The 19,275-nt window shown below is 39.9% G+C and carries 17 protein-coding genes; 5 read left to right on the top strand and 12 right to left on the bottom strand.

Features of this window, described 5'->3' with window-relative positions; all coding sequences use genetic code 11:
* Positions 1 to 169 precede the first annotated feature (169 nt).
* From CS931_RS10475 to CS931_RS10460, 4 genes are read right to left on the bottom strand one after another with little or no spacing between them, the layout of a single operon-like run.
* Positions 170 to 1,267 carry a metal ABC transporter permease gene (locus CS931_RS10475; RefSeq protein WP_099205738.1) on the bottom strand — a complete coding sequence of 366 codons (1,098 nt, stop codon included), beginning with the start codon at positions 1,265 to 1,267 and terminating at the stop codon, positions 170 to 172.
* 4 nt (positions 1,268 to 1,271) lie between these two features.
* The gene (locus CS931_RS10470; RefSeq protein ID WP_099205737.1) at positions 1,272 to 2,174 is read right to left on the bottom strand and encodes a metal ABC transporter permease; all 903 of its coding nucleotides are present in this window, start codon (positions 2,172 to 2,174) and stop codon (positions 1,272 to 1,274) included.
* Positions 2,175 to 2,903, bottom strand: coding sequence for a metal ABC transporter ATP-binding protein (locus CS931_RS10465; RefSeq protein ID WP_099205736.1), 729 nt, complete (start codon positions 2,901 to 2,903; stop codon positions 2,175 to 2,177).
* 9 nt (positions 2,904 to 2,912) lie between these two features.
* Positions 2,913 to 3,878, bottom strand: a complete 966-nt coding sequence (locus tag CS931_RS10460; protein WP_242964974.1) for a metal ABC transporter solute-binding protein, Zn/Mn family — start codon at positions 3,876 to 3,878, stop codon at positions 2,913 to 2,915.
* A gap of 542 nt (positions 3,879 to 4,420) precedes the next feature.
* Between CS931_RS10460 and CS931_RS10455 the strand changes: the two genes are divergently transcribed.
* From CS931_RS10455 to CS931_RS10440, 4 genes are all read left to right on the top strand, one after another.
* Positions 4,421 to 4,663: a heavy-metal-associated domain-containing protein gene (locus CS931_RS10455; protein WP_099205735.1), complete on the top strand. Its 243-nt coding sequence runs from the start codon at positions 4,421 to 4,423 to the stop codon at positions 4,661 to 4,663.
* A gap of 22 nt (positions 4,664 to 4,685) precedes the next feature.
* Complete coding sequence (metG, locus tag CS931_RS10450; RefSeq protein ID WP_099205734.1) at positions 4,686 to 6,641, top strand: methionine--tRNA ligase; 1,956 nt, start codon at positions 4,686 to 4,688, stop codon at positions 6,639 to 6,641.
* Positions 6,642 to 6,785: 144 nt separating this feature from the next.
* Entirely contained in the window at positions 6,786 to 7,568 is a 783-nt protein-coding gene (locus CS931_RS10445; RefSeq protein ID WP_099205733.1) for a nucleoside phosphorylase, read from the top strand.
* Between the two features lie 25 nt (positions 7,569 to 7,593).
* Positions 7,594 to 8,373 carry a TatD family hydrolase gene (locus tag CS931_RS10440; RefSeq protein WP_099205732.1) on the top strand — a complete coding sequence of 260 codons (780 nt, stop codon included), beginning with the start codon at positions 7,594 to 7,596 and terminating at the stop codon, positions 8,371 to 8,373.
* A 61-nt stretch (positions 8,374 to 8,434) separates the two neighbouring features.
* On the opposite strand, the gene CS931_RS10435 is transcribed toward CS931_RS10440, so the two are convergent.
* The 6 genes from CS931_RS10435 to CS931_RS10410 form a co-directional block, all read right to left on the bottom strand.
* Positions 8,435 to 8,944 carry a GNAT family N-acetyltransferase gene (locus CS931_RS10435; protein ID WP_099205731.1) on the bottom strand — a complete coding sequence of 170 codons (510 nt, stop codon included), beginning with the start codon at positions 8,942 to 8,944 and terminating at the stop codon, positions 8,435 to 8,437.
* Positions 8,945 to 9,091: 147 nt separating this feature from the next.
* Positions 9,092 to 11,062: an ABC transporter permease gene (locus CS931_RS10430; RefSeq protein ID WP_099205730.1), complete on the bottom strand. Its 1,971-nt coding sequence runs from the start codon at positions 11,060 to 11,062 to the stop codon at positions 9,092 to 9,094.
* Positions 11,055 to 11,822, bottom strand: coding sequence for an ABC transporter ATP-binding protein (locus CS931_RS10425; RefSeq protein WP_099205729.1), 768 nt, complete (start codon positions 11,820 to 11,822; stop codon positions 11,055 to 11,057). Before CS931_RS10425 ends, CS931_RS10430 begins: the two co-directional genes overlap by 8 nt.
* A 148-nt stretch (positions 11,823 to 11,970) precedes the next feature.
* Positions 11,971 to 12,975 carry a sensor histidine kinase gene (locus CS931_RS10420; RefSeq protein ID WP_099205728.1) on the bottom strand — a complete coding sequence of 335 codons (1,005 nt, stop codon included), beginning with the start codon at positions 12,973 to 12,975 and terminating at the stop codon, positions 11,971 to 11,973.
* Positions 12,976 to 13,012: 37 nt separating this feature from the next.
* Positions 13,013 to 13,687 carry a response regulator transcription factor gene (locus CS931_RS10415; protein ID WP_099205727.1) on the bottom strand — a complete coding sequence of 225 codons (675 nt, stop codon included), beginning with the start codon at positions 13,685 to 13,687 and terminating at the stop codon, positions 13,013 to 13,015.
* 28 nt (positions 13,688 to 13,715) lie between these two features.
* Complete coding sequence (locus CS931_RS10410) at positions 13,716 to 14,423, bottom strand: DUF3592 domain-containing protein (protein ID WP_099205726.1); 708 nt, start codon at positions 14,421 to 14,423, stop codon at positions 13,716 to 13,718.
* Positions 14,424 to 14,554: 131 nt separating this feature from the next.
* On the opposite strand from CS931_RS10410, the gene CS931_RS10405 reads away from it, so the two are divergent.
* Positions 14,555 to 15,226: a DUF421 domain-containing protein gene (locus CS931_RS10405; protein ID WP_159459811.1), complete on the top strand. Its 672-nt coding sequence runs from the start codon at positions 14,555 to 14,557 to the stop codon at positions 15,224 to 15,226.
* Between the two features lie 318 nt (positions 15,227 to 15,544).
* Here the strand turns inward: CS931_RS10405 and CS931_RS10400 are convergent, their stop codons facing one another.
* Both CS931_RS10400 and CS931_RS10395 read right to left on the bottom strand, forming a co-directional pair.
* Positions 15,545 to 17,329, bottom strand: coding sequence for an ABC transporter ATP-binding protein (locus CS931_RS10400; protein ID WP_099205724.1), 1,785 nt, complete (start codon positions 17,327 to 17,329; stop codon positions 15,545 to 15,547).
* Positions 17,326 to 19,056, bottom strand: coding sequence for an ABC transporter ATP-binding protein (locus CS931_RS10395; protein WP_099205723.1), 1,731 nt, complete (start codon positions 19,054 to 19,056; stop codon positions 17,326 to 17,328). The genes CS931_RS10400 and CS931_RS10395 overlap by 4 nt, the downstream gene beginning before the upstream one ends.
* Positions 19,057 to 19,275: the final 219 nt, after the last annotated feature.

Raw genomic sequence — 19,275 nt, 5'->3', positions numbered from 1 at the left:
CCTTATTCTATCACTTCTACGCAAAAAAGCCTAGGTCTTGTTTGTAAATTTAAGAAGCAATGCCCACTATCTTAAATTTCACAAACAAAACCTAGCACTTTATAACTTTCTTTAACGGATAACCTTCTTAATTTTTTCACCTGTTATTGGTTGCTCATTAAATTGACCGCTAATTTTCTTGATTTTGAAAACCCGGAAACCATTCTTTCTTTATGCTTTCTACCTGCTGTATGCCCTCTGCTGTTAACGCATACTTTTCTTCTCCTACTATCCAGTTTTTTTGCCGCAAGTCTGCCATTATTTTCTTTTCACGCTTGCTTGTTACCGCTGCTCTTTCCATTGCGTTCACACCAGAATCTATTTGCAGCAAAAAAGCGTTTTCAGCAAAGTATTCTTTCTGTTTTTTCTTTTTCACGATATCGGCAAAAAAGCCACGCTTGGGAGCTAAAAAGAACACTAGCATAAAGATGATTCCTGTCGTTACCGCCATAGAACCGGCAATCGAAACATCCAAATAAACCGCAAGCTGATAACCAACAATGGCACTAACGGCAGCAAACCCAGCGGTCAAGCCAATCATCTTTTTTAGATCATCTGTGAGAAGATAAGCCGTTGCCGGCGGTGCAATCATAAAAGCAACCACCAAAACTGAACCAACTGCCTCAAATGCACCTACCGTCGTGAGCGAAACCATTCCCATTAGACTATAATGGAACACGGCAGGAGAAAAACCAATCACAGCACTTAAAATCGGATCAAATGTCACAAGCTTGAGTTCTTTAAAGAATATGCCAATAAACAGAATATTCAAAAGCAGAATCACACCGCCAGTGTACATCCCTTTTGCACCAATATCAATACCCAATACAACCATGCGTTCAAAGGGAGCAAATGCCAACTCTCCCAATAAAACAGAGTCTGTGTCTAAATGCACACTGCCGGCATAGCGGCTAATTAAAATAATGGCGACAGAAAATAAGAGTGGAAAAATCAAACCGATTGCCGAATCTTCTGACACCAGCCTTGTTTTGGCTGTCAACTCTGTCAGCCAAACCGTGATCACCCCGATAAGAGCTGCCCCTAGCAATAGCACGGGCGAAGATAAATCCTGTGTGACAAAAAAACCAAGCACAATGCCAAGCAGAATCGTATGGGTAATTGCATCAGACATCATCGACATTTTGCGAAGCACCAAAAACACACCCGGTAAAGCGCAGGCTACAGCGGTCAAAACCGCAATAATTTGAATTTCAATTCCTGCTGACATACCCTTACCCCCTTTCTGCCTCTAATTTTCGTTTTTGATTGTGTTGCCTTGTCAAGCGACTAAGCAGTCCTCTCTTTGGTGCAAACAGCAGACTGATTATTGTAATCACACTAACACAGACAACAATAGCAGGCCCTGTCGGCATTTGGGCAAAAGATGAGCTAACCCATGTTCCCAATACACCGGATAAACCACCGAAAACAGCGGCTAAGGTAATCATTTGCCAAAGCTTACTGCTCCACTGTCTGGCGGCGGCGGCAGGGGCAATTAACATCGCACTCATGAGAATAGCGCCCACGGTTTGCAAACCAATAATAATCGCCAAAACAATTAACAAAGACAATCCCGCATTCATCCAGCCGATAGGCATTCCGATTGATTTTGCAAAATCACTATCAAACGTTAAAAGCTTAAACTCTTTGAAGAACAAAATCACTATGAACAGCAAGACTACGGCACAAATTTGCATAAAGTATACGTCACGTTCCAGCATAGCAGCTGCCTGACCGTATATAAAACGCTTTAGACCTGCTTGGTTGGCATTCGGACTTTTTTGTACATACGTGAAAAGCACCAATCCCAAGCCAAAAAAAACCGACATGACCACGGCAAGTGCCGCATCAAATTTCACTCTGGAATGCTTGACAATATTCATCATCAGAGCAGTTGCTATCAGTCCTGTTCCCAAAGCGCCTAGCAGTAATATTTCTGTATTTTTAGTACCTGTCAGCATAAAAGCAAACACCACACCGGGCAAAGCTGCATGTGACACACCATCTCCCAGCAAACTCTGTTTTCTAAGCACGGCAAAACTGCCGAGGATACCGCTAAGCACACCCATTAACAGAGAACCCAACGCAACCGTCTGAAAGGTATAATCTGAAAAGAGCAAGAGTGGATTTGCCATTTACCCCACCCCTTCCAAGAGGATATGAGTATTGTAGGTTTGATTGACATTTTTGCTGTCAAAAACTTTTTCTGCCTCACCGTTTGCCACGAGGCGAACATTGAGAAGCGTAACCCAGTCAAAATAATCTTTTACGGTTTGCAAGTCATGGTGAACGACAATAACCGTTTTTCCTTCTTCTTTTAAATTCTTGAGAATTTGTACAATTGCCCGTTCTGTCTGCACGTCTACCCCTTTGAACGGTTCATCCATGAAATAAATATCTGCCTGCTGCGCCAAGGCACGAGCCAAAAACACTCTTTGCTGCTGACCGCCTGAAAGCTCTTTAATCTGCCTGTTTGCATATTCTGTCATGCCCACTAGCTCAATGGCATGAGCGGCAATTTCTTTATCTAGCTTTCGGGGTCTTTTGATTAGCCCTAAATGTCCATAGCGCCCCATCAATACCACATCAGACACGGTTGCCGGAAAATCCCAGTCTACGCTTTCACTCTGCGGCACATAACCAATTGTATTTTTAGGAATCTCTTTCTCTCCAAAAAACTGCACATCGCCTGAAACTTTGGGAATGAGTCCTAAAACAGCTTTTAACAGCGTACTTTTTCCTGCTCCATTCGGTCCAATGACCGCCGCGAGCTTTCCTTTCGGAATTTCCATATTAACATCCCAAAGTACAGGTTTATCTCCATACGATACCGTCAAACGGTTCACACTTACTGCATTTTCCATTTTTGTACCTCACTGCAACGCCGAAACAATGGTTTCGATGTTGGCTTTCCACGTCTCTATATAGCTATCGTCTCCGCTTTCTTTATCTCCCAGTGAATCAGAATAGAGCGAACCGCCGATTGCTGTTTCAAACCCCTTGGATTTCACAGCCGCCTGCAAAGCCTCAATCGTTTTGGGAGAAACTGAAGATTCCACAAAAACGGCTTTGATTTCGTTATTGGCAATGTATTCTGCCATTTGGCTGATATCCTGTGTACCTGCCTCTGTTTCAGTACTGATACCTTGCAAGCCTTTTACCTCAAAGCCATATGCTTTGCCAAAATAAGAGAAAGCATCATGCGCAGTTACCAAGATTCGTTTATCTTTTGGTAGGGTGTCTACCTTCTCCTGTATGAATTTTTCTAAATCTTCAAGTTCTTTTACGTAGCTCTCTAAGTTTGTTTTAAAGACCGCTTTATGCTCAGGCGCATAGGCCGATAATTCTTGTGCCAAATGCCGGGCAGCTTTTTTCCAAAGCTCTACATTGAACCAAACGTGAGGATCATAATTTTGCTCGCTGTCTTCTGTCTGAATCAAATCGTTTTTATCCAAAGCATCTTCTACTGATATAACGGTTTTGTTTTGTTCTCGAAGCGAAGCAAAAATATCGCCCATTTTTCCTTCAAGGTGAATGCCGTTATAAAGCACCACATCTGCTTCTTGCAAGGCTGAAATATCGCCTGCGCTTGCCTGATAAAGGTGAGGGTCAATGCCTGTTCCCATTAAACCGGTTACCTCCACTTCTTCGCCTGCGATGTTCCTAGCCAAATCAGACAGCATGGTGGTTGTGGCGGTCAGCTGAATCTTCCCGCTCTCTTCTTTGCTGTCAGCTTCTGCGGCACATGCGCTGAATCCCAGCACCACAGAAAAAATTAAAACCAATATCACTGCCACTAGAACAGGCCTTTTTTTCTTCATGTATTGATATGCTTCCATCGTTATCCCTCCAACTTTAAATTTATATTTTATTCTGAATTTAAATTGCAAATTGCGTAATCCCTCTAAATTCAAGTTATGCTTAATAATCTTTTTCTGTTACTTCATAATCTTATTAGTTAGTTGCAACTAACCAATAAGTATTAAAAATAGTTAGCTGTAACTAACTTCAACTAAAGTATAGCACTCAACTACAAAAAGTCAATAGCAAATTTAAAATATTTATTCTCAAATTACTCTATCATATAAGAATAAATCATAAAAAGGATAAAAATGTTTATTTATATCCTCATGCGTCATAATAAAGATGACTAACTGTTTACAATGGCTACTAAAAATGATAAAATAACAAATAGAAGTCGTTGTGAAAGGCAGAATATGTCATGAAAAAAAATCCCGAAGCAAGAAGAAAACGAATCATCCGCGTGGTTGCCATTGGTTTGGCAGCACTTATGTTAGGCTCTGTTCTGTTTTCAATTGTGTCTTCTTTTTTGTAAACAAAATCAAATTTAACTTTCACTATAGATAAAGAGGTGTTTTTTATGGGCTTTCGTTTATTTGCTAAAAAAAATCAAGAAACCGTAACCATTGGTATCAGCGGCATGAGCTGCGAACATTGTGTGAAGCGAATGCGTGAGGCATTGTTAGAGAATGATGCCGTCAAAAAAGCAGATGTCAGCCTTGATAACGGCGGCAGTGCTACCATTGTCTATCATGCCGACAAAACTGATGTTGCCGCACTGAAAAAAATTATTACGGAAACGGGTTATACTCCTGCTGACTAATTTCCGCCGAAAGGATATCTTCATGCAGAACAAAGGAAACTATTATTTAACCACAGCTATTGCTTATACTTCAGGCAAACCGCATATTGGCAATGTTTATGAAATTGTGCTGAGCGACAGTTTGGCACGTTTTAAACGTCTGGAGGGTTACAACACCTACCTCTTAACCGGAACCGACGAACACGGTCAAAAGAATGAAATCCGTGCTGGCGAAGAGGGTGTTACTCCTCAAGAATTTGTCGATGGCATTGCCGCAGAAATTCGTAAACAATGGGATTTAGTCGGTACTTCTTACAACGATTTCATTCGTACCACAGAACATCGCCACAGCGATATGGTGCAGAAAATTTTCAAAAAGCTATATGACCAAGGTGACATTTATAAAGGCTATTATGAAGGACTTTACTGTACCCCTTGTGAATCTTTCTTTACTGAATCACAGCTAGTCGACGGTAAATGCCCAGACTGCGGACGTGAAGTTAAGCCCGCAAAAGAAGAAGCCTATTTCTTTAAAATGAGCAAATATGCCGACCGTCTGATTGAACACATCAATCAGCACCCTGAATTTATTCAGCCGGTATCTCGCAAAAACGAAATGATGAACAACTTCCTTTTGCCAGGTCTGCAAGATTTGTGCGTATCGAGAACTTCTTTTTCATGGGGAATTCCCGTTGATTTTGACCCCAAACACGTTATTTACGTTTGGTTAGATGCTTTAACCAACTATATCACGGCCATGGGTTATGACGTAGACGGCAACCACAGTGATCTCTTTAAGGAGTTTTGGCCTGCCAATGTACATGTCATCGGCAAGGATATTGTCAGATTTCACACTATTTATTGGCCAATTTTCTTGATGGCTTTAGATTTACCTCTACCAAAACAAATTTTCGGTCACCCTTGGCTGATGATGGATAATGGCAAGATGAGCAAGTCTAAAGGCAATGTGATTTATGCCGACGAGCTGATTGACGTTTTTGGTCTTGATGCCGTTCGCTATTTCCTACTACACGAGATGCCTTATGACAATGACGGCAATTTGACTTGGGAGCTTGTTACAGAACGTGTCAACTCTGACCTCGCTAACACGCTTGGCAACCTTGTCAACCGCACTGTCGCCATGACCAACAAGTATTTTGACGGCATTGTTTCGAACAAGTCAGTTTCTGAACCTGTTGATGACGATTTAAAAGCTATCGTTTCTGCTTGTCGTGACAAAGTGCAAAGTAAGATTAATGAATTTAAAGTAGCAGATGCTGTCTCTGAAATCATGAATCTCTTCAAGCGCTGCAACAAATATATTGACGAAACCCTTCCGTGGGCACTGGCCAAGGATGAAGCAAAATCAGATCGCCTGCAAACCGTGCTGTATAATCTGTTAGACAGCATTTATATCGGCACTTCTTTGCTCTCTGCTTTCTTACCAACCACGGCAGAAAAAATCTTTGCTCAATTGAATGTGACTGCCGCTGACTATGACAATCTGAATCAAACCGGGCTTTACCCCAACGCAAACAAAGTTACTGACAAACCTGAAATTCTGTTTGCTCGTCTTGATTTAGAAGAAGTCTTAGCCAAAGCAGAAGAAATTAAAGCAAAAAACAGCGGTGAATCAGAAGAAACTCTTAAACTGAGAGAAGAAATTCACGGCGTTGCTAAAATTAATATTGACCATTTTGGCGAAGTAGATTTGCGTGTTGCTGAAGTTGTCGCTTGTGAGCCCATTAAACGTGCCAAAAAATTGCTGAAATTGACCTTGCATGACGGCACTGGCATTGAGCGTACAGTGGCTTCTGGCATTGCCAAATGGTATAAACCTGAAGACTTAGTCGGCCGCAAGATAATCGTTGTCGCCAATCTCAAACCTGCCGTTCTCTGCGGCGTAGAAAGTCAAGGCATGATTTTGGCCGCTGACGACGGCGACGATGTCAAAGTCATTTTTGTAGATGATTTATCTGTCGGCTCTAAGATTCGATAAACTTTGAAAATGTATCGGAATACAAAAGTGTGATTGCTTTTGTAAGCAGCACATACAAGGGTCTTGCTCTTTTAGGGTAAGGCTCTTGTTATATCTGATATTGTTTATGAACATGATGACATCATTAAGAAAAGGAGGCTTTTTATGATTACCGATTTATTTGACCTAAATGAACTAGGTGTGATTGAACCAAGCAAAATTATCTCCCCTATTGACGGTTTCCCTGCCATTAGTATTGGTGCTTTTTCAAGAGACATTGTTGAGGAATACGTCAAGAAATATAACGGAGTTGAAATTGCTGATCTGAGCACGGCCTCTGTTCGTCAGCCTATTTATAAACTCACCGTAGACGGCACAGAGATTGCGCTGCACGCTCCCTTTGTGGGCGCACCAACTGCTTCTGCTTCTATTGAAGAGCTAGGTGCAATGGGCGCAAAATATTTCGTCTTTTTCGGCATGTGTGGTGTTTTACGGCATGATATTGCCGACGGACACCTAATTGTTCCCGATTGTGCTGTACGTGATGAAGGGCTTTCTTATCACTACCTTGCACCCTCTCATGAAATTGAACTTGATCAAGCTACGGTTACCCTTACAAAAGAAACGCTTTCTTCTCTCGACTTGCCTTTTGTGACAGGAAAAGTTTGGACTACCGATGCTTTCTACCGTGAAACCGCTTCTAAAATTGCACTTCGCAAAAAAGAAGGCTGCATCTGCGTCGATATGGAATGTTCTGCACTGGCGGCTATTGCCCAATATCGCAATGTGCCGTTTGCAGAGTTTTTCTTTGCCGCTGATAATCTTGATTTGCCGGAATGGGACAAAAGAGGACTTGGTGACCGAGGAAGAAATCACAGCCAAATTTATATGACTGCTGCTATTGAAATTGGTAAGGCCTTGCAACAAAAACACGCTCACACTCTATAAAACAAAACTTAAGGAACTAAAAAATATGACAGATACCCTTTATTCTATTTTTGATTCACATGCCCATTATGATGCTGAACAATTCAACGATGACCGAGATGAGATTTTGACTTCTCTACCCAAAAAGGGAGTCGTCGGCATTGTCAACATGGGCACAGACATTGATACTTGTCTGCAAACCATCGCTCTGACAGAAAAGTATGATTACCTTTACGGCGCTGCTGGCATTCATCCTGAATGTGCCAAAGACTTGCCGGCAAACTGGCTCACACAGCTTCGAACATTCTTAAAACATGATAAAATCAAAGCTGTTGGGGAAATCGGCCTTGACTACCACTGGCTCGAGCTTTGCCCTAAAGAAACACAAAAAGAAGTCCTAACTGCACAGCTGGCGTTGGCAAATGAACTTGATTATCCCGTTGTGCTGCATGACAGAGAAGCTCACGGTGATATGATGGATTTTCTGCGAGAGTACCGCCCAAAAGGTGTAGTTCACTGTTTTTCTGGCAGTGTTGAAATGGCAAGAGAAGTCATCAAGCTAGGGCTATATATCGGCTTAGATGGCCCTGTCACTTTCAAAAATGCTCGTCACAGTGTTGAAGTGGCCAAAGATATTCCCCTTGAAAGGTTGCTTTTAGAAACCGATGCACCTTATATGTCGCCAGAACCACTACGAGGCAAGCGCAATGATTCCGCTAATATCCGCTATATCGGTGAGCGCATTGCTGAAATTCGTGGAGTAAGCCCTGAAGTTATTTTTAATGCAACTACAGAGAACACAAAGCGACTTTTTGGGATTGATTGAACATACTCTAATATAATTTTAAAAAAGCAACCTGCTCAAATACTAGCAGATTGCTTTTAATTTATAGTCTTATTTCAAAACCATATTCGCACAAAATAAAATTATCATCTATTTTTTCTTCATAGATTCCACTGGCCTGTTTGAATCCATTTTTCAGATATAACTGTATCGCCGGTCTATTGATATCCACCACAAATAACCTGATATATTCAGCCATTTTTTGCTTTGCCAGTGTTCTCAAATGCTCAAGTATCCGGTTTCCCATGCCTTGTCCCCTATACGCAACATTTACTCCCAAACGATCCATATAGAGTGCTTTTGCTTCTGTATTTTCCCATTTTATATAGGTTTCTCCGTCGTTTGATTCACATAAAGCAGCAGCCGCTACTATATCTCCCACTTCTTCAACCAATAGATAGAGTCGATTATTGTCAATATCTTCTGCAAAGAATTCACAGGGGTAACTATCATCCCAAATTTCTATTTTGTTGTTATTCATGTGCTCAATGATATCTCTATACATGGATTGGATTTTTGGAAGATCTTCTCTATTGGCTAACCTAAACTGCATACCCATCACCCTTAACTTATATGTTTGCTATTCATTTTATACTTTATCTCGAACAAACACAACTTTTTTATTTGCTGGTATTTAAATATTTAAAAACACTTTCAACCTCTTTTTAATGAGATCGAAAGTGTTTTTTTAGTTAAGCTTTTATTTGACAATCTTATAATAACTTTTAGCCGTTAGTGTATAAACAATCGCATAGAACAGTGTAAAAATCAAAACACATCCTACTGTACAAATTGCAAAGAGTGCAATGTTGGTCATACTAAGTGCCGCTAGCAAGCGTGTGATAATCGGGAAAGCAAATGCCAAATGCACAATGGCTGTTACAAGCGGTAAGAAGAATACCATAATGACTTGTGAATGAATCGTCTTTTTGACTTCTTTCTCGGACAAACCAACCTTTTTCATAATTTGGAATCTTTCTTTGTCATCATAACCCTCTGAGATTTGCTTATAATACATAATCATAATGGCGGCCATAATGAACAGAATGCCTAAGAAAATACCAATGAAGAAAAGTCCGCCATAAATGGCCATGAAATCGCTCCATGAATTCACGCGACTATCGACAGTTACGGTGTCAAGATTCATCGTTTGTCTTTCTGTCTCAAGATCATTGGTAATTTTCTGAAGCTCTTCTCTATCCCCCTCCATGTCGAAAAGATAAATATATTTTGTGAGGTAAGAATCTTCTCCAAAAGCTTCAACTTGTGCCTGCTGTATTTTTTCTATCATACTGACATCTTTAACAATCAGCGTACAAGGTTCTGCCATATAAATTAAATCTTTGAGTTTATCCGGTGCCTCAAAATGTCCTTTAATGTTTAAAGGCACGCCCAATACATCAATGGTATCGTATTGGTATAGTTTTTGTTCTTCGTTATAAAATAGTGCTTCATTCTCTCCAAGCGTTTCATTTGTCCCCATAATTTCATTATAGCGATCTAGCGTATAAATATTCATGATTAAAGAATCATTGCTAAATGTCTCGCTCGCAATTAATCGGTTCTCTTCGCTTCCTGTTGCCACTGCCAGATACGAATAGGTTTCAACATTGGTGATTTCTTTACCTTTTTCTAGCGCTATTTTCTCAACCAATTGTTTTACTTGCTCCGGTGTTTGCTCTTGATAATCGCCTCTTATTTCAAATTCTTTGGGGTATCTGGTGGTCATAATATCGTCTGCCCCTACAAAGAGAGAAAAGGTAGTGGAAATCATAACAAGTACCATGGTAGAAAGAATACAAATATTCGCAAGTCCTACTGCATTCTGCTTCATACGGTAAATCATGCCTGACACAGAAATAAAATGATTGCTCTTGTAGTAATAACTTTTATTTTTCTTTAAAGTTTTCAGAGCTGTAATACTAACAGCGGTAAAAACCATATACGTTCCCACAATTACCAACAAAACAGCCATAAAGAAATTAGGGATTGCCGAAATGGGCTGCTTTGTAATAATAGAAATAACATAGCCTGCCGCTAAGCAGATGATACCAATGACTGATAAAATCCATTTTGATTTGGGTTCTTTTTCACCGACTTGACCACCTTTTAGCAGTTCAATTGGGTTACTTTTATAAATTTGGATAACACTGTTCAAAAGAATTAGAAGGTAAACAACTGCAAAAAAAGCCACTGAAATCGTCATTGATGAAACGTCTATGCCAAACGTTAAAGTAATGCCTTCGCCAATCATATTTTGAATAATCAAAAACAAAAACTTAGAGAATAAAACACCGCTCAGCAAGCCAACAAAGATAGCAACACAAGCAATAAACAGTGTTTCAAAAAAAATCACTCTGCCTAAATGTCGTTTTTCCATGCCCAATATATTCAGCAAACCAAATTCTTTTTTACGACGTTTCATGAGAAAACTATTGGTATAGAAAAGCAGAACAATCGCAAAAATACCTGTGATAATTGTGCCAAAGCCAAGGATGCTCCCCATGACTCCTCCACCGCTCATGTCTCTCAGTCCGGGGTTTACAGAAAGCGTGAGAATCATATAAAACATGGCAATTGTAACGGTTGAAATTAAGATATACGGACCATAGGTCTTGCCATTTTTCTTAATGTTGCTAAGAGCAAGTTTAGGGTAAAAGAGCTTATTCATACCGTTCACCGCCTGTCGCAATCAAGGTCAAAGTATCTGAAATCTTTTGGAACATTTCTTTTGAACTGCTCTTGCCTTTATAAATCTGATGATAAACTTCGCCGTCTTTAATGAAGAGAACCCGTTTAGCTGTACTAGCCGCTTTCACGCTATGCGTAACCATCAATATGGTTTGTCCCTCGTTGTTAATATTCTCAAATAAATCGAGCAGTGAATCAGATGCACGAGAGTCGAGAGCACCGGTTGGTTCGTCCGCTAAAATTAGCTGTGGTTTGGTAATCAATGCACGGCAAACAGCTGCTCTCTGTTTTTGTCCACCTGAAACCTCATAGGGGAATTTTTTCAAAATCTCTTCAATTCCTAATTTTTTTGCCAAAGGTTGAATTCGTTTCTGCATTTCACTATGGTGTTTGCCGGAAAGTACCAACGGCAGAAAAATATTATCTTCAATTGAAAACGTATCCAAAAGGTTGAAATCCTGAAATACAAAGCCCAAGTTTTCACGGCGGAAAGAGGCAAGCTCTTTTTCAGGAACGGTGCTCATATTGCGGCTGTTCAAAAAAACTTCACCAGAAGTTGGTTTATCAAGCGATGCCAAAATATTTAGAAGAGTGGTTTTACCGGAACCTGACTCACCCATGATTGCCACATACTCGCCTTTTTCCACAGAAAAATTCACATTGGAAAGTGCCTGTACCTGTGTGCCACCGAATCTGGTGGTATATATTTTTTTAAGTTGATTGACTTCTAAGATAGCCATAATTGCCTCCTCATGTTTTGTGATGACATTATTATAGCAAAAAGAAGAAATGCTCTGCCATCGATTTGGCTTACATTTCTTCTTTTAACCTTACACTTTTGTCACATTGATTTACTTGACCATTTTATAAAATTGATAAGTAAGTTATTTATTCTACAAAAAAAGAAATTGTATCAAGGTTTAAAATCACTCTTGTTCCTTTGCCAATCTCTGATTCAAAACTCATGCTATGTGACAAACGCTTCATGATTTTTTTGCAAAGATAAAGGCCTAAGCCTGTCGCTTGTTTTTGCTCTCGGCCATTATAACCGGTAAAACCTTTTTCTCCAATTCTAGGTAAATCTTCAGGAGAAATCCCCATGCCGGTATCCTCCATCACAAGATGTCCAGGAGAAGAAAGATAGATCGAAACCGTGCCTTTTTGCGTATATTTTAGCGCATTGGATAAAAGTTGTTCTAAAACAAAGGCAAGCCATTTTTCATCAGTTAAAACAGTGCCCTCAATGGGCTTTAAATCTAGCTTAATCTTTTGCCGAATAAATAATGGCGCATATTTTCTTACGACTTGCTTCACAATATCTTCAAGCGGATATTGTTTCAGGAGAAAATCATTGGGTCCTTCTAATCGCAGATAAGAAAGCACCATCTCCACATACTGCTCAATCCGAAACAACTCTGACAAAAGTTCTGCCTTTTGGCTGTTTTGCTCTGATTGCAGCAGTAACTTGGTTGCTGCAATCGGTGTTTTAATTTGGTGAGCCCACATGGTGTAATAATCTACCATCTCATTTTCTTTTTTTCTTGCATTTGTTTCTGCTTTATTCTTATTGTCACTCAATATCCGAATCAATTCTTGATAATGCAGTTCTGTCCATTTTTTGCTTTCCGGCAGTCCAGACAAATCAACTGTAATTGTCTTTTTCAGCTCTCCTAATTGTTGATTCATGTGATAAAAATGGATAAAATCCACAACGATGACAATAACTCCTACAAAGAGGCAAATTAAGCCGGCATAAAGAATCACGTCAATATCAACATGTGCTAAGCAAAAAACAAGAGCATAAATAAAAATGAAGGTAAGTAAAAGCAAAAAATAACGATATTTTTCTTTTAGATAAAACCAAGCCGCTGTTTTAAATCGAGTTTTTTCCATTGGCTATAACTCCTTTTAGACACAAAATCTATACTTTTTATTCTTCAAGCATATAGCCAATTCCCTTTTTGGTCTGAATAAATTTTTCAATTCCGATTTCTTCTAATTTGCGGCGCAGTCTTGTAACATTAACAGTCAAGCTATTTTCATCCACAAAGTTATCGCTTTCCCATAGTTTTGTCATCAGTGTTTCACGGCTGACAGCATGGCCTTTATTCTCAAAAAGTGTCTGCAGGATTTTGTACTCATTTTTAGTCAAGTTGAGGGTTTCGTTCTCATACACAAGTGTCGTATTACTCATGTTAAGAACCACACCTTTGTGCTGCAACAAGTTTGTTTCTCCGGCAAAATCATAAGTACGGCGCAAAACTGCCTGTACTTTTGCCGTTAGCACATCAAGGTCAAATGGTTTGGCAATAAAATCGTCTGCCCCTACATTGATTGCCATCACGATATTCATATTTTCAGAAGCCGAAGAGAGAAAAATGATAGGCACTCGAGAAAGACGGCGAATTTCTGTGCACCAGTGATATCCGTTAAAGAACGGGAGCGAAATATCCATCAGTACCAATTGAGGTTGAAATTCAACAAATCGCTCTAATACGTGTGCAAAATCCTCGATACGGCTAACAGAAAGTCCCCAACCCATCAGGTGTTTTTCAACTGTTTTGGCAATGGTCATATCATCTTCGACAAGCAGTATTTTATACATGGCTCTCCCTTTATTGCAATCCATTTATTTATAGAAATACATTTTTTCCATCTTCCGCTATAATAACGTCTAAAGAAACAATGTAGTTTTTTATATTTCTTTCATCGAAGTAGACAGGCAATTTTTTAATTCCTTTTTTTTCAAGAATAAACGTTGGGTCGTCCCACATGTTAGGACCTCTAAAATGATATGTAACGCCGTTTTCCGGATTTTTCCAAGCACAAACAATGACATAGGGATGATGGCGATTTATTCGCATGGCTCTGTTATAGGTTATTTCCTCAATCTCAGCAAGTATCTTTTTTCCCTTTTGCAGCAGCTTCTCCTGTTTATTCTTCAACAGAAAAATAGAAAGTAAGAAAGCAATGCCAACACCTAAAAAGACAACGCCCAGCACGCCAAAGGTAAGCATGAGAATCCAATATTTCATTTCGCCTTCCACTCGTCTCGGACGCAGCGGATCGATATAAAGATTAATTTTGTCTCCTACATTATAGGAGGAAGAAAAAAAAGCCAATTTTCTTTCGTAATGTTGGTCTTTCCAATCATACTCCACTACTGTATATGATTCCCGATCAGAAAAATCAGTCACTTCTCCTTCAATGAGTACAGAACGCGCTTTCATCTGTGAAAACGTCGCATATACAACAACAGCAACGACAAACATAACTGCCCCAATACAAGAAAAGGCAATTCCCATAATTTTTTGCATACGATTCAAGCTCGCTTTATCCATACGGCACCTCTTAAATTTTATTTTTCATAAATGTCTTTAGAATAGCTCATACTAGAATGTGTATGCGAATTAAAAAAGTGTGAAATTGCGTACACGCTCTATGGATGGTATCTCTTTTTAAGGAGGAAAAAATGCTTACCCCTATTTTCCGTACTGTTATTATTTACATCCTCATCTTAGTCGCCTTTCGTATCATGGGAAAACGGCAAATTAGCCAGCTGCAAACCTCTGAGCTTGTGGCAACTATTATTTTGTCAGAACTTGCTGTCATGCCCATTCAAAATCAAGATCAATCGTTGATCTGGGGTATTATCCCCATGGTCATTATTGTTCTTTTAGAAGTGCTTATGGCTTATTTAATGATGAAATCCAATACTTTTCGGCAATTGACCTGCGGCAAACCCATTATTCTCATTGAAAAAGGCAAAATCAATCAAGAGAATCTCAAACGGGTTAAAATGTCTATTGAAGATTTATTTGAAGAACTTCGCCAGAAAGAAGCCTTTTATCTCGATGATGTAGAATACGCCATCATCGAAACCAGCGGCACACTCAGCGTAATCAAAAAGGCCAGCACCAGTCCTCTTACTCCCGAGCAGATGAAAGTCAATGCTCCCTCAAAAGGAATTGAAGTTGTGGTCGTTTCTGACGGCGTCGTTTCTCATGATTCAGTAGCCTTGTCTGGGCAAACAGTAGAATGGATACAAGATAGAATCAAGCAATCTGGTTTTTCCATGAAAGAGGTCTTTATCATGACAGTCAGTTCAAAAGGCAAATATCGAATTATTCCCAAAGAAATTTAAGGCCTATGGGCTCTCATGACTTTATAAAATAATTATACTTGGGTTCTAGGTTTTGAGCAACCGAAATAAGAAACTGTAAAAAAATAGAAAGATTTTCATTTTAAAATGCCTATAAATTTGTATTTTCAATTAACTCTAATCTTTTATTTATTCGTTCTTAGAAAATAATAGTAGCTACACCGCTAAATTCTTATTTTTAATTTTATAGCTTTCTCCCTATAATTTAACCGTTTCTATAAAAAACTCCGGCATACAATTTGTGTAAGCCGAGAGTTTTTTTATGTTCTGCGAATAGCAAAATTCTACAGAACAAACTATTTATTGTTTTGAAAATTGACTGTTATAAAGCTTTTCGTAAGTGCCATTCAAAGCCAAGAGTTCATGATGTGTGCCTTGCTCCACAATATCGCCTTGATTCATAACCAAAATCAAATCAGCGTCTTTAATGGTGGACAAGCGGTGCGCAATCACAAAACTGGTTCTACCTTCCATAGCTCGTTTCATCGCAACCTGTATCAGCATTTCTAAACGAGTATCTACACTGCTGGTGGCTTCATCTAAAATCAAAATGCGTGGGTTAGCAAGCAAAGCTCGTGCAATGGTCAATAGCTGCTTTTGTCCCAATGATACATTGCTCGCCTCTTCGTTAATCATCATATCATAACCGCCAGGCATTGTTTTGATGAAATGATGTACATTCGCATCTTTGGCAGCTTGTATCACTTCTTCGTCAGTCGCATTTAAATTGCCAAAGCGTATATTCTCAGCAATGGTAGCATGATATAACCAAGCATCTTGCAATACCATGCCGAACAATGAGCGTGAGGCACTTCGGCGCATATCATAAATACTCTCGCCGTCTATTCGAATATCACCTGCATTCACTTCATAAAAACGCATCAGCAAATTGATGATAGTGGTCTTACCCGCGCCTGTTGCTCCTACAATAGCAATCTTCTGACCGGGTTTAGCCATCAATGAAAAATCTTTAATCAGCGGTTTGCTTTTTTGGTAAGCAAATTGAATATTAACGAATTCCACTTGACCCTGATGTCGATCTACATCAATTCTCTCTGCTTTGGCTTCTTCTTGATCTTCTTCCGGTTCTTCCAAGAAATTGATAATACGCTCCATAGAAGCAGCTGCGCTTTGCACGGCTGGTGAGAGCTGCGTAATTTGGCCCATAGGCTCATAAATCAGCCAAATATACTGCACAAAAGCCTGCATATTACCCAGTGTCATTCCTGAAAACAGGACAGCATAGCCGGTGAGCAAAACCATTACAACATAAGTGAAATTAATCAAAAATTCTATTAGCGGTGAAAGAAGAGATGAGATAAAGCTGCCCTTGAACCCTGCCTGATTTAGACGTTGATTAATGTCTTTAAATTGTTCCACAGTATCTTCTTCTGCATTATACAGCTTCACCACAGAAAATCCTGTATAGCGTTCTTGAATATATCCATTCAACTCTGCCAACGAATTTTGCATACTCGAAAAATGCTTTTGTGACCGCTTCATAACATAGCGAGATAACAGAAATGCTAAAGGAATCATAATCATAGACAATAATCCCAACGGAACGGAAATGAATAGTACCATGATAAAAGTACCGATAATACTGGTTATTGCATATACCATGGGCAAAAGACTTTGCTGCACGGCATTGGCTACTGCATCCACATCGTTTGTAACGGTATTTAGCACTGTACCTTGTCTATTTTTATCAAAATAGGAAACCGGCAAGCGGTTCATCTTTTGGCTGATTCGGGTTCGCAAATCTTTAAAGCTGTCCTGTACACCACCTGCCAGCAAAAAGCTTCCCAAATAGGTAATACCTTGGCGTACAGCTGCTGAAATGAGCAGAATGATAGCAATCCGCAATACATACTGATAGTTAATCTGTGCGCCAGGTGTATCGGCGGCAATCGCTTTTACATTGTTACTAAGCTCCGTAATGGCAAGACCGATAATAATCGGATTGAGCGCGCCCAACACGCTGCCGGCGGCTGTAAATACAATTGGCAATATAAATTGGAGTTTGTGGGATTGCATACATAGCCGAATCAGTCGACCGGCTTTTTGAAATTTCGTTTTATTCATCCCAATTCCTCCTCAGAAAGCTGCGAGACCGCAATATCATAGTAGATACCGCAAGTATCCAACAGCTCTTCGTGCCGACCTTGTCCCACAATTTCACCCTCATTGAGAACAATAATCTTGTCCGCATTTCGAATGGTTCCAATACGCTGAGCTACAATCAACACAGTGGCATCTGTAATTTCTTCACGTAAGCGAGTACGAAGCTGTAAATCGGTAGCATAATCCAATGCGGAAAAAGAATCGTCAAAGATGTAAATTTCAGGTTTTTTGACGATAGCACGGGCTATTGCCAAACGTTGGCGCTGCCCGCCTGACAGGTTGCTGCCGCCCTCGCTTAGCACCTCTTCATACGTATTTTCTTTTTGAGAGATAAAATCTGCCGCTTGCGCAATCTCTGCTGCATGTTCTAATTCGGCTTGTGTCGCTTCTGCTCTGCCAAACCGAAGATTTTGAGCAATTGTACCTGTAAACAATTGTGCTTTCTGCGGAATAAATCCAATTTTTTGGCGCAAAGCGTGAATGTTATACTCTCTCACGTCTACATTGTCTACCAAGACTCTACCCTCTGTTACTTCATACATACGAGGAATCAACTGAATCAAGGTCGATTTTCCGCTTCCGGTGCTGCCGATAAAGGCAACAGTCTGTCCGGGTTCTGCGGTAAAGCTAATATTTTTCAGAACTGGTTCTTCTGAATTGGCATAAGCAAACGTTACATTTTCAAAGGAAATAGTTCCCTTTGTCTTTGTTTGAGTAACGCCGTCCTCCAAGTTTTCTGCAATATCTGGTGTACTTTCTAAAACACGCTGAATACGCTGCGCAGAAACGGACGCACGGGGGTACATAATAAACAGCACAGCCAACATCAAAAAGGAAAACAGAATGTGAAAAATATATTCAATAGATGCATTGAGCGTTCCGACGTCTAATGTTCCTTTACCAATGGCATAACTGCCAGCCCAAAGAACAATTGAAATCATCGTATTGAACAGCAAGTAAAAAGCTGGCTGAGAGATTGATACAATGCGAAATAATTTCTTAGAAACACCGCAGTATTCTTCATTCACTGTTTCAAAGCGTTCTGCCTGAAATTTTTCATTGCCAAAAGCTCGAATAACACGCAGACCAGACAGCGCTTCTCTCAAAGTCAAATTGATTCTATCCAAAGCCGTTTGCTGTTTTTTTGAATGAGGAATCGAGGCCGCACTAATAGCAGATACCCCAAGCATTAGCAGCAAAAGGGCAACTAATATAACCCACAACATCTGTGAATTGGTTTTCATGATTAGAATAAAACCGCTGACGGTCATAATTGGTGTAATGAGCGCACTGCGCAGCATGCTCTGCACAAAAATCATAATTTGATAGGCATCGCTCGTGGTGCTTGTAATCAACGAAGATACACTAAAACGGTCAAATTCGGTATGAGAGAACCCCTGTGTCTTGACAAACAAATCATTTCGAATGTCTCTTATTACGTTAGTCGCTATGCGGCTGTTGGCATAAGACATACAAATTTCTCCGGCCATGCCTATCACAATGACCCCCAACATAAGCGGCACAATTTGATATAACCGTTCTGGTTGATGGGCAATTAAGCTCTCATTGATGATATCTTTCAGAAGCGTCGGCATACCCATTTGAATCAGCACAAAGCCACCAACACCTAATAAACTCAATAAAAGGTATTGCTTATATCGCCATGTGTATTTTAGAATTAGTTTCATCTTGCACCTCTGTCTCCCTCGAAATTAGAAAAGAACAGCACCGCACACCGAAGTGTGCCGGCACTGTTTCATGATGGCTTTTATACGCCTTTTGATTATACTGTATTAGTTTACAATAAAACTAACCCAAGGTCAAGGCACAAACTTATGGGAAAAACCTCTCTTTTCCGCTAAAATTCTATACCATTTGCGCAGACATTGGCCTCTTCAAAGCACTAC

This window comes from Scatolibacter rhodanostii (assembly GCF_900197595.1).
GTDB lineage: Bacteria > Bacillota > Clostridia > Oscillospirales > Acutalibacteraceae > Scatolibacter > Scatolibacter rhodanostii.
The sequence above is the reverse complement of the archived record's forward strand: the minus strand, read 5'-3'. Positions and strand labels throughout refer to the sequence as shown.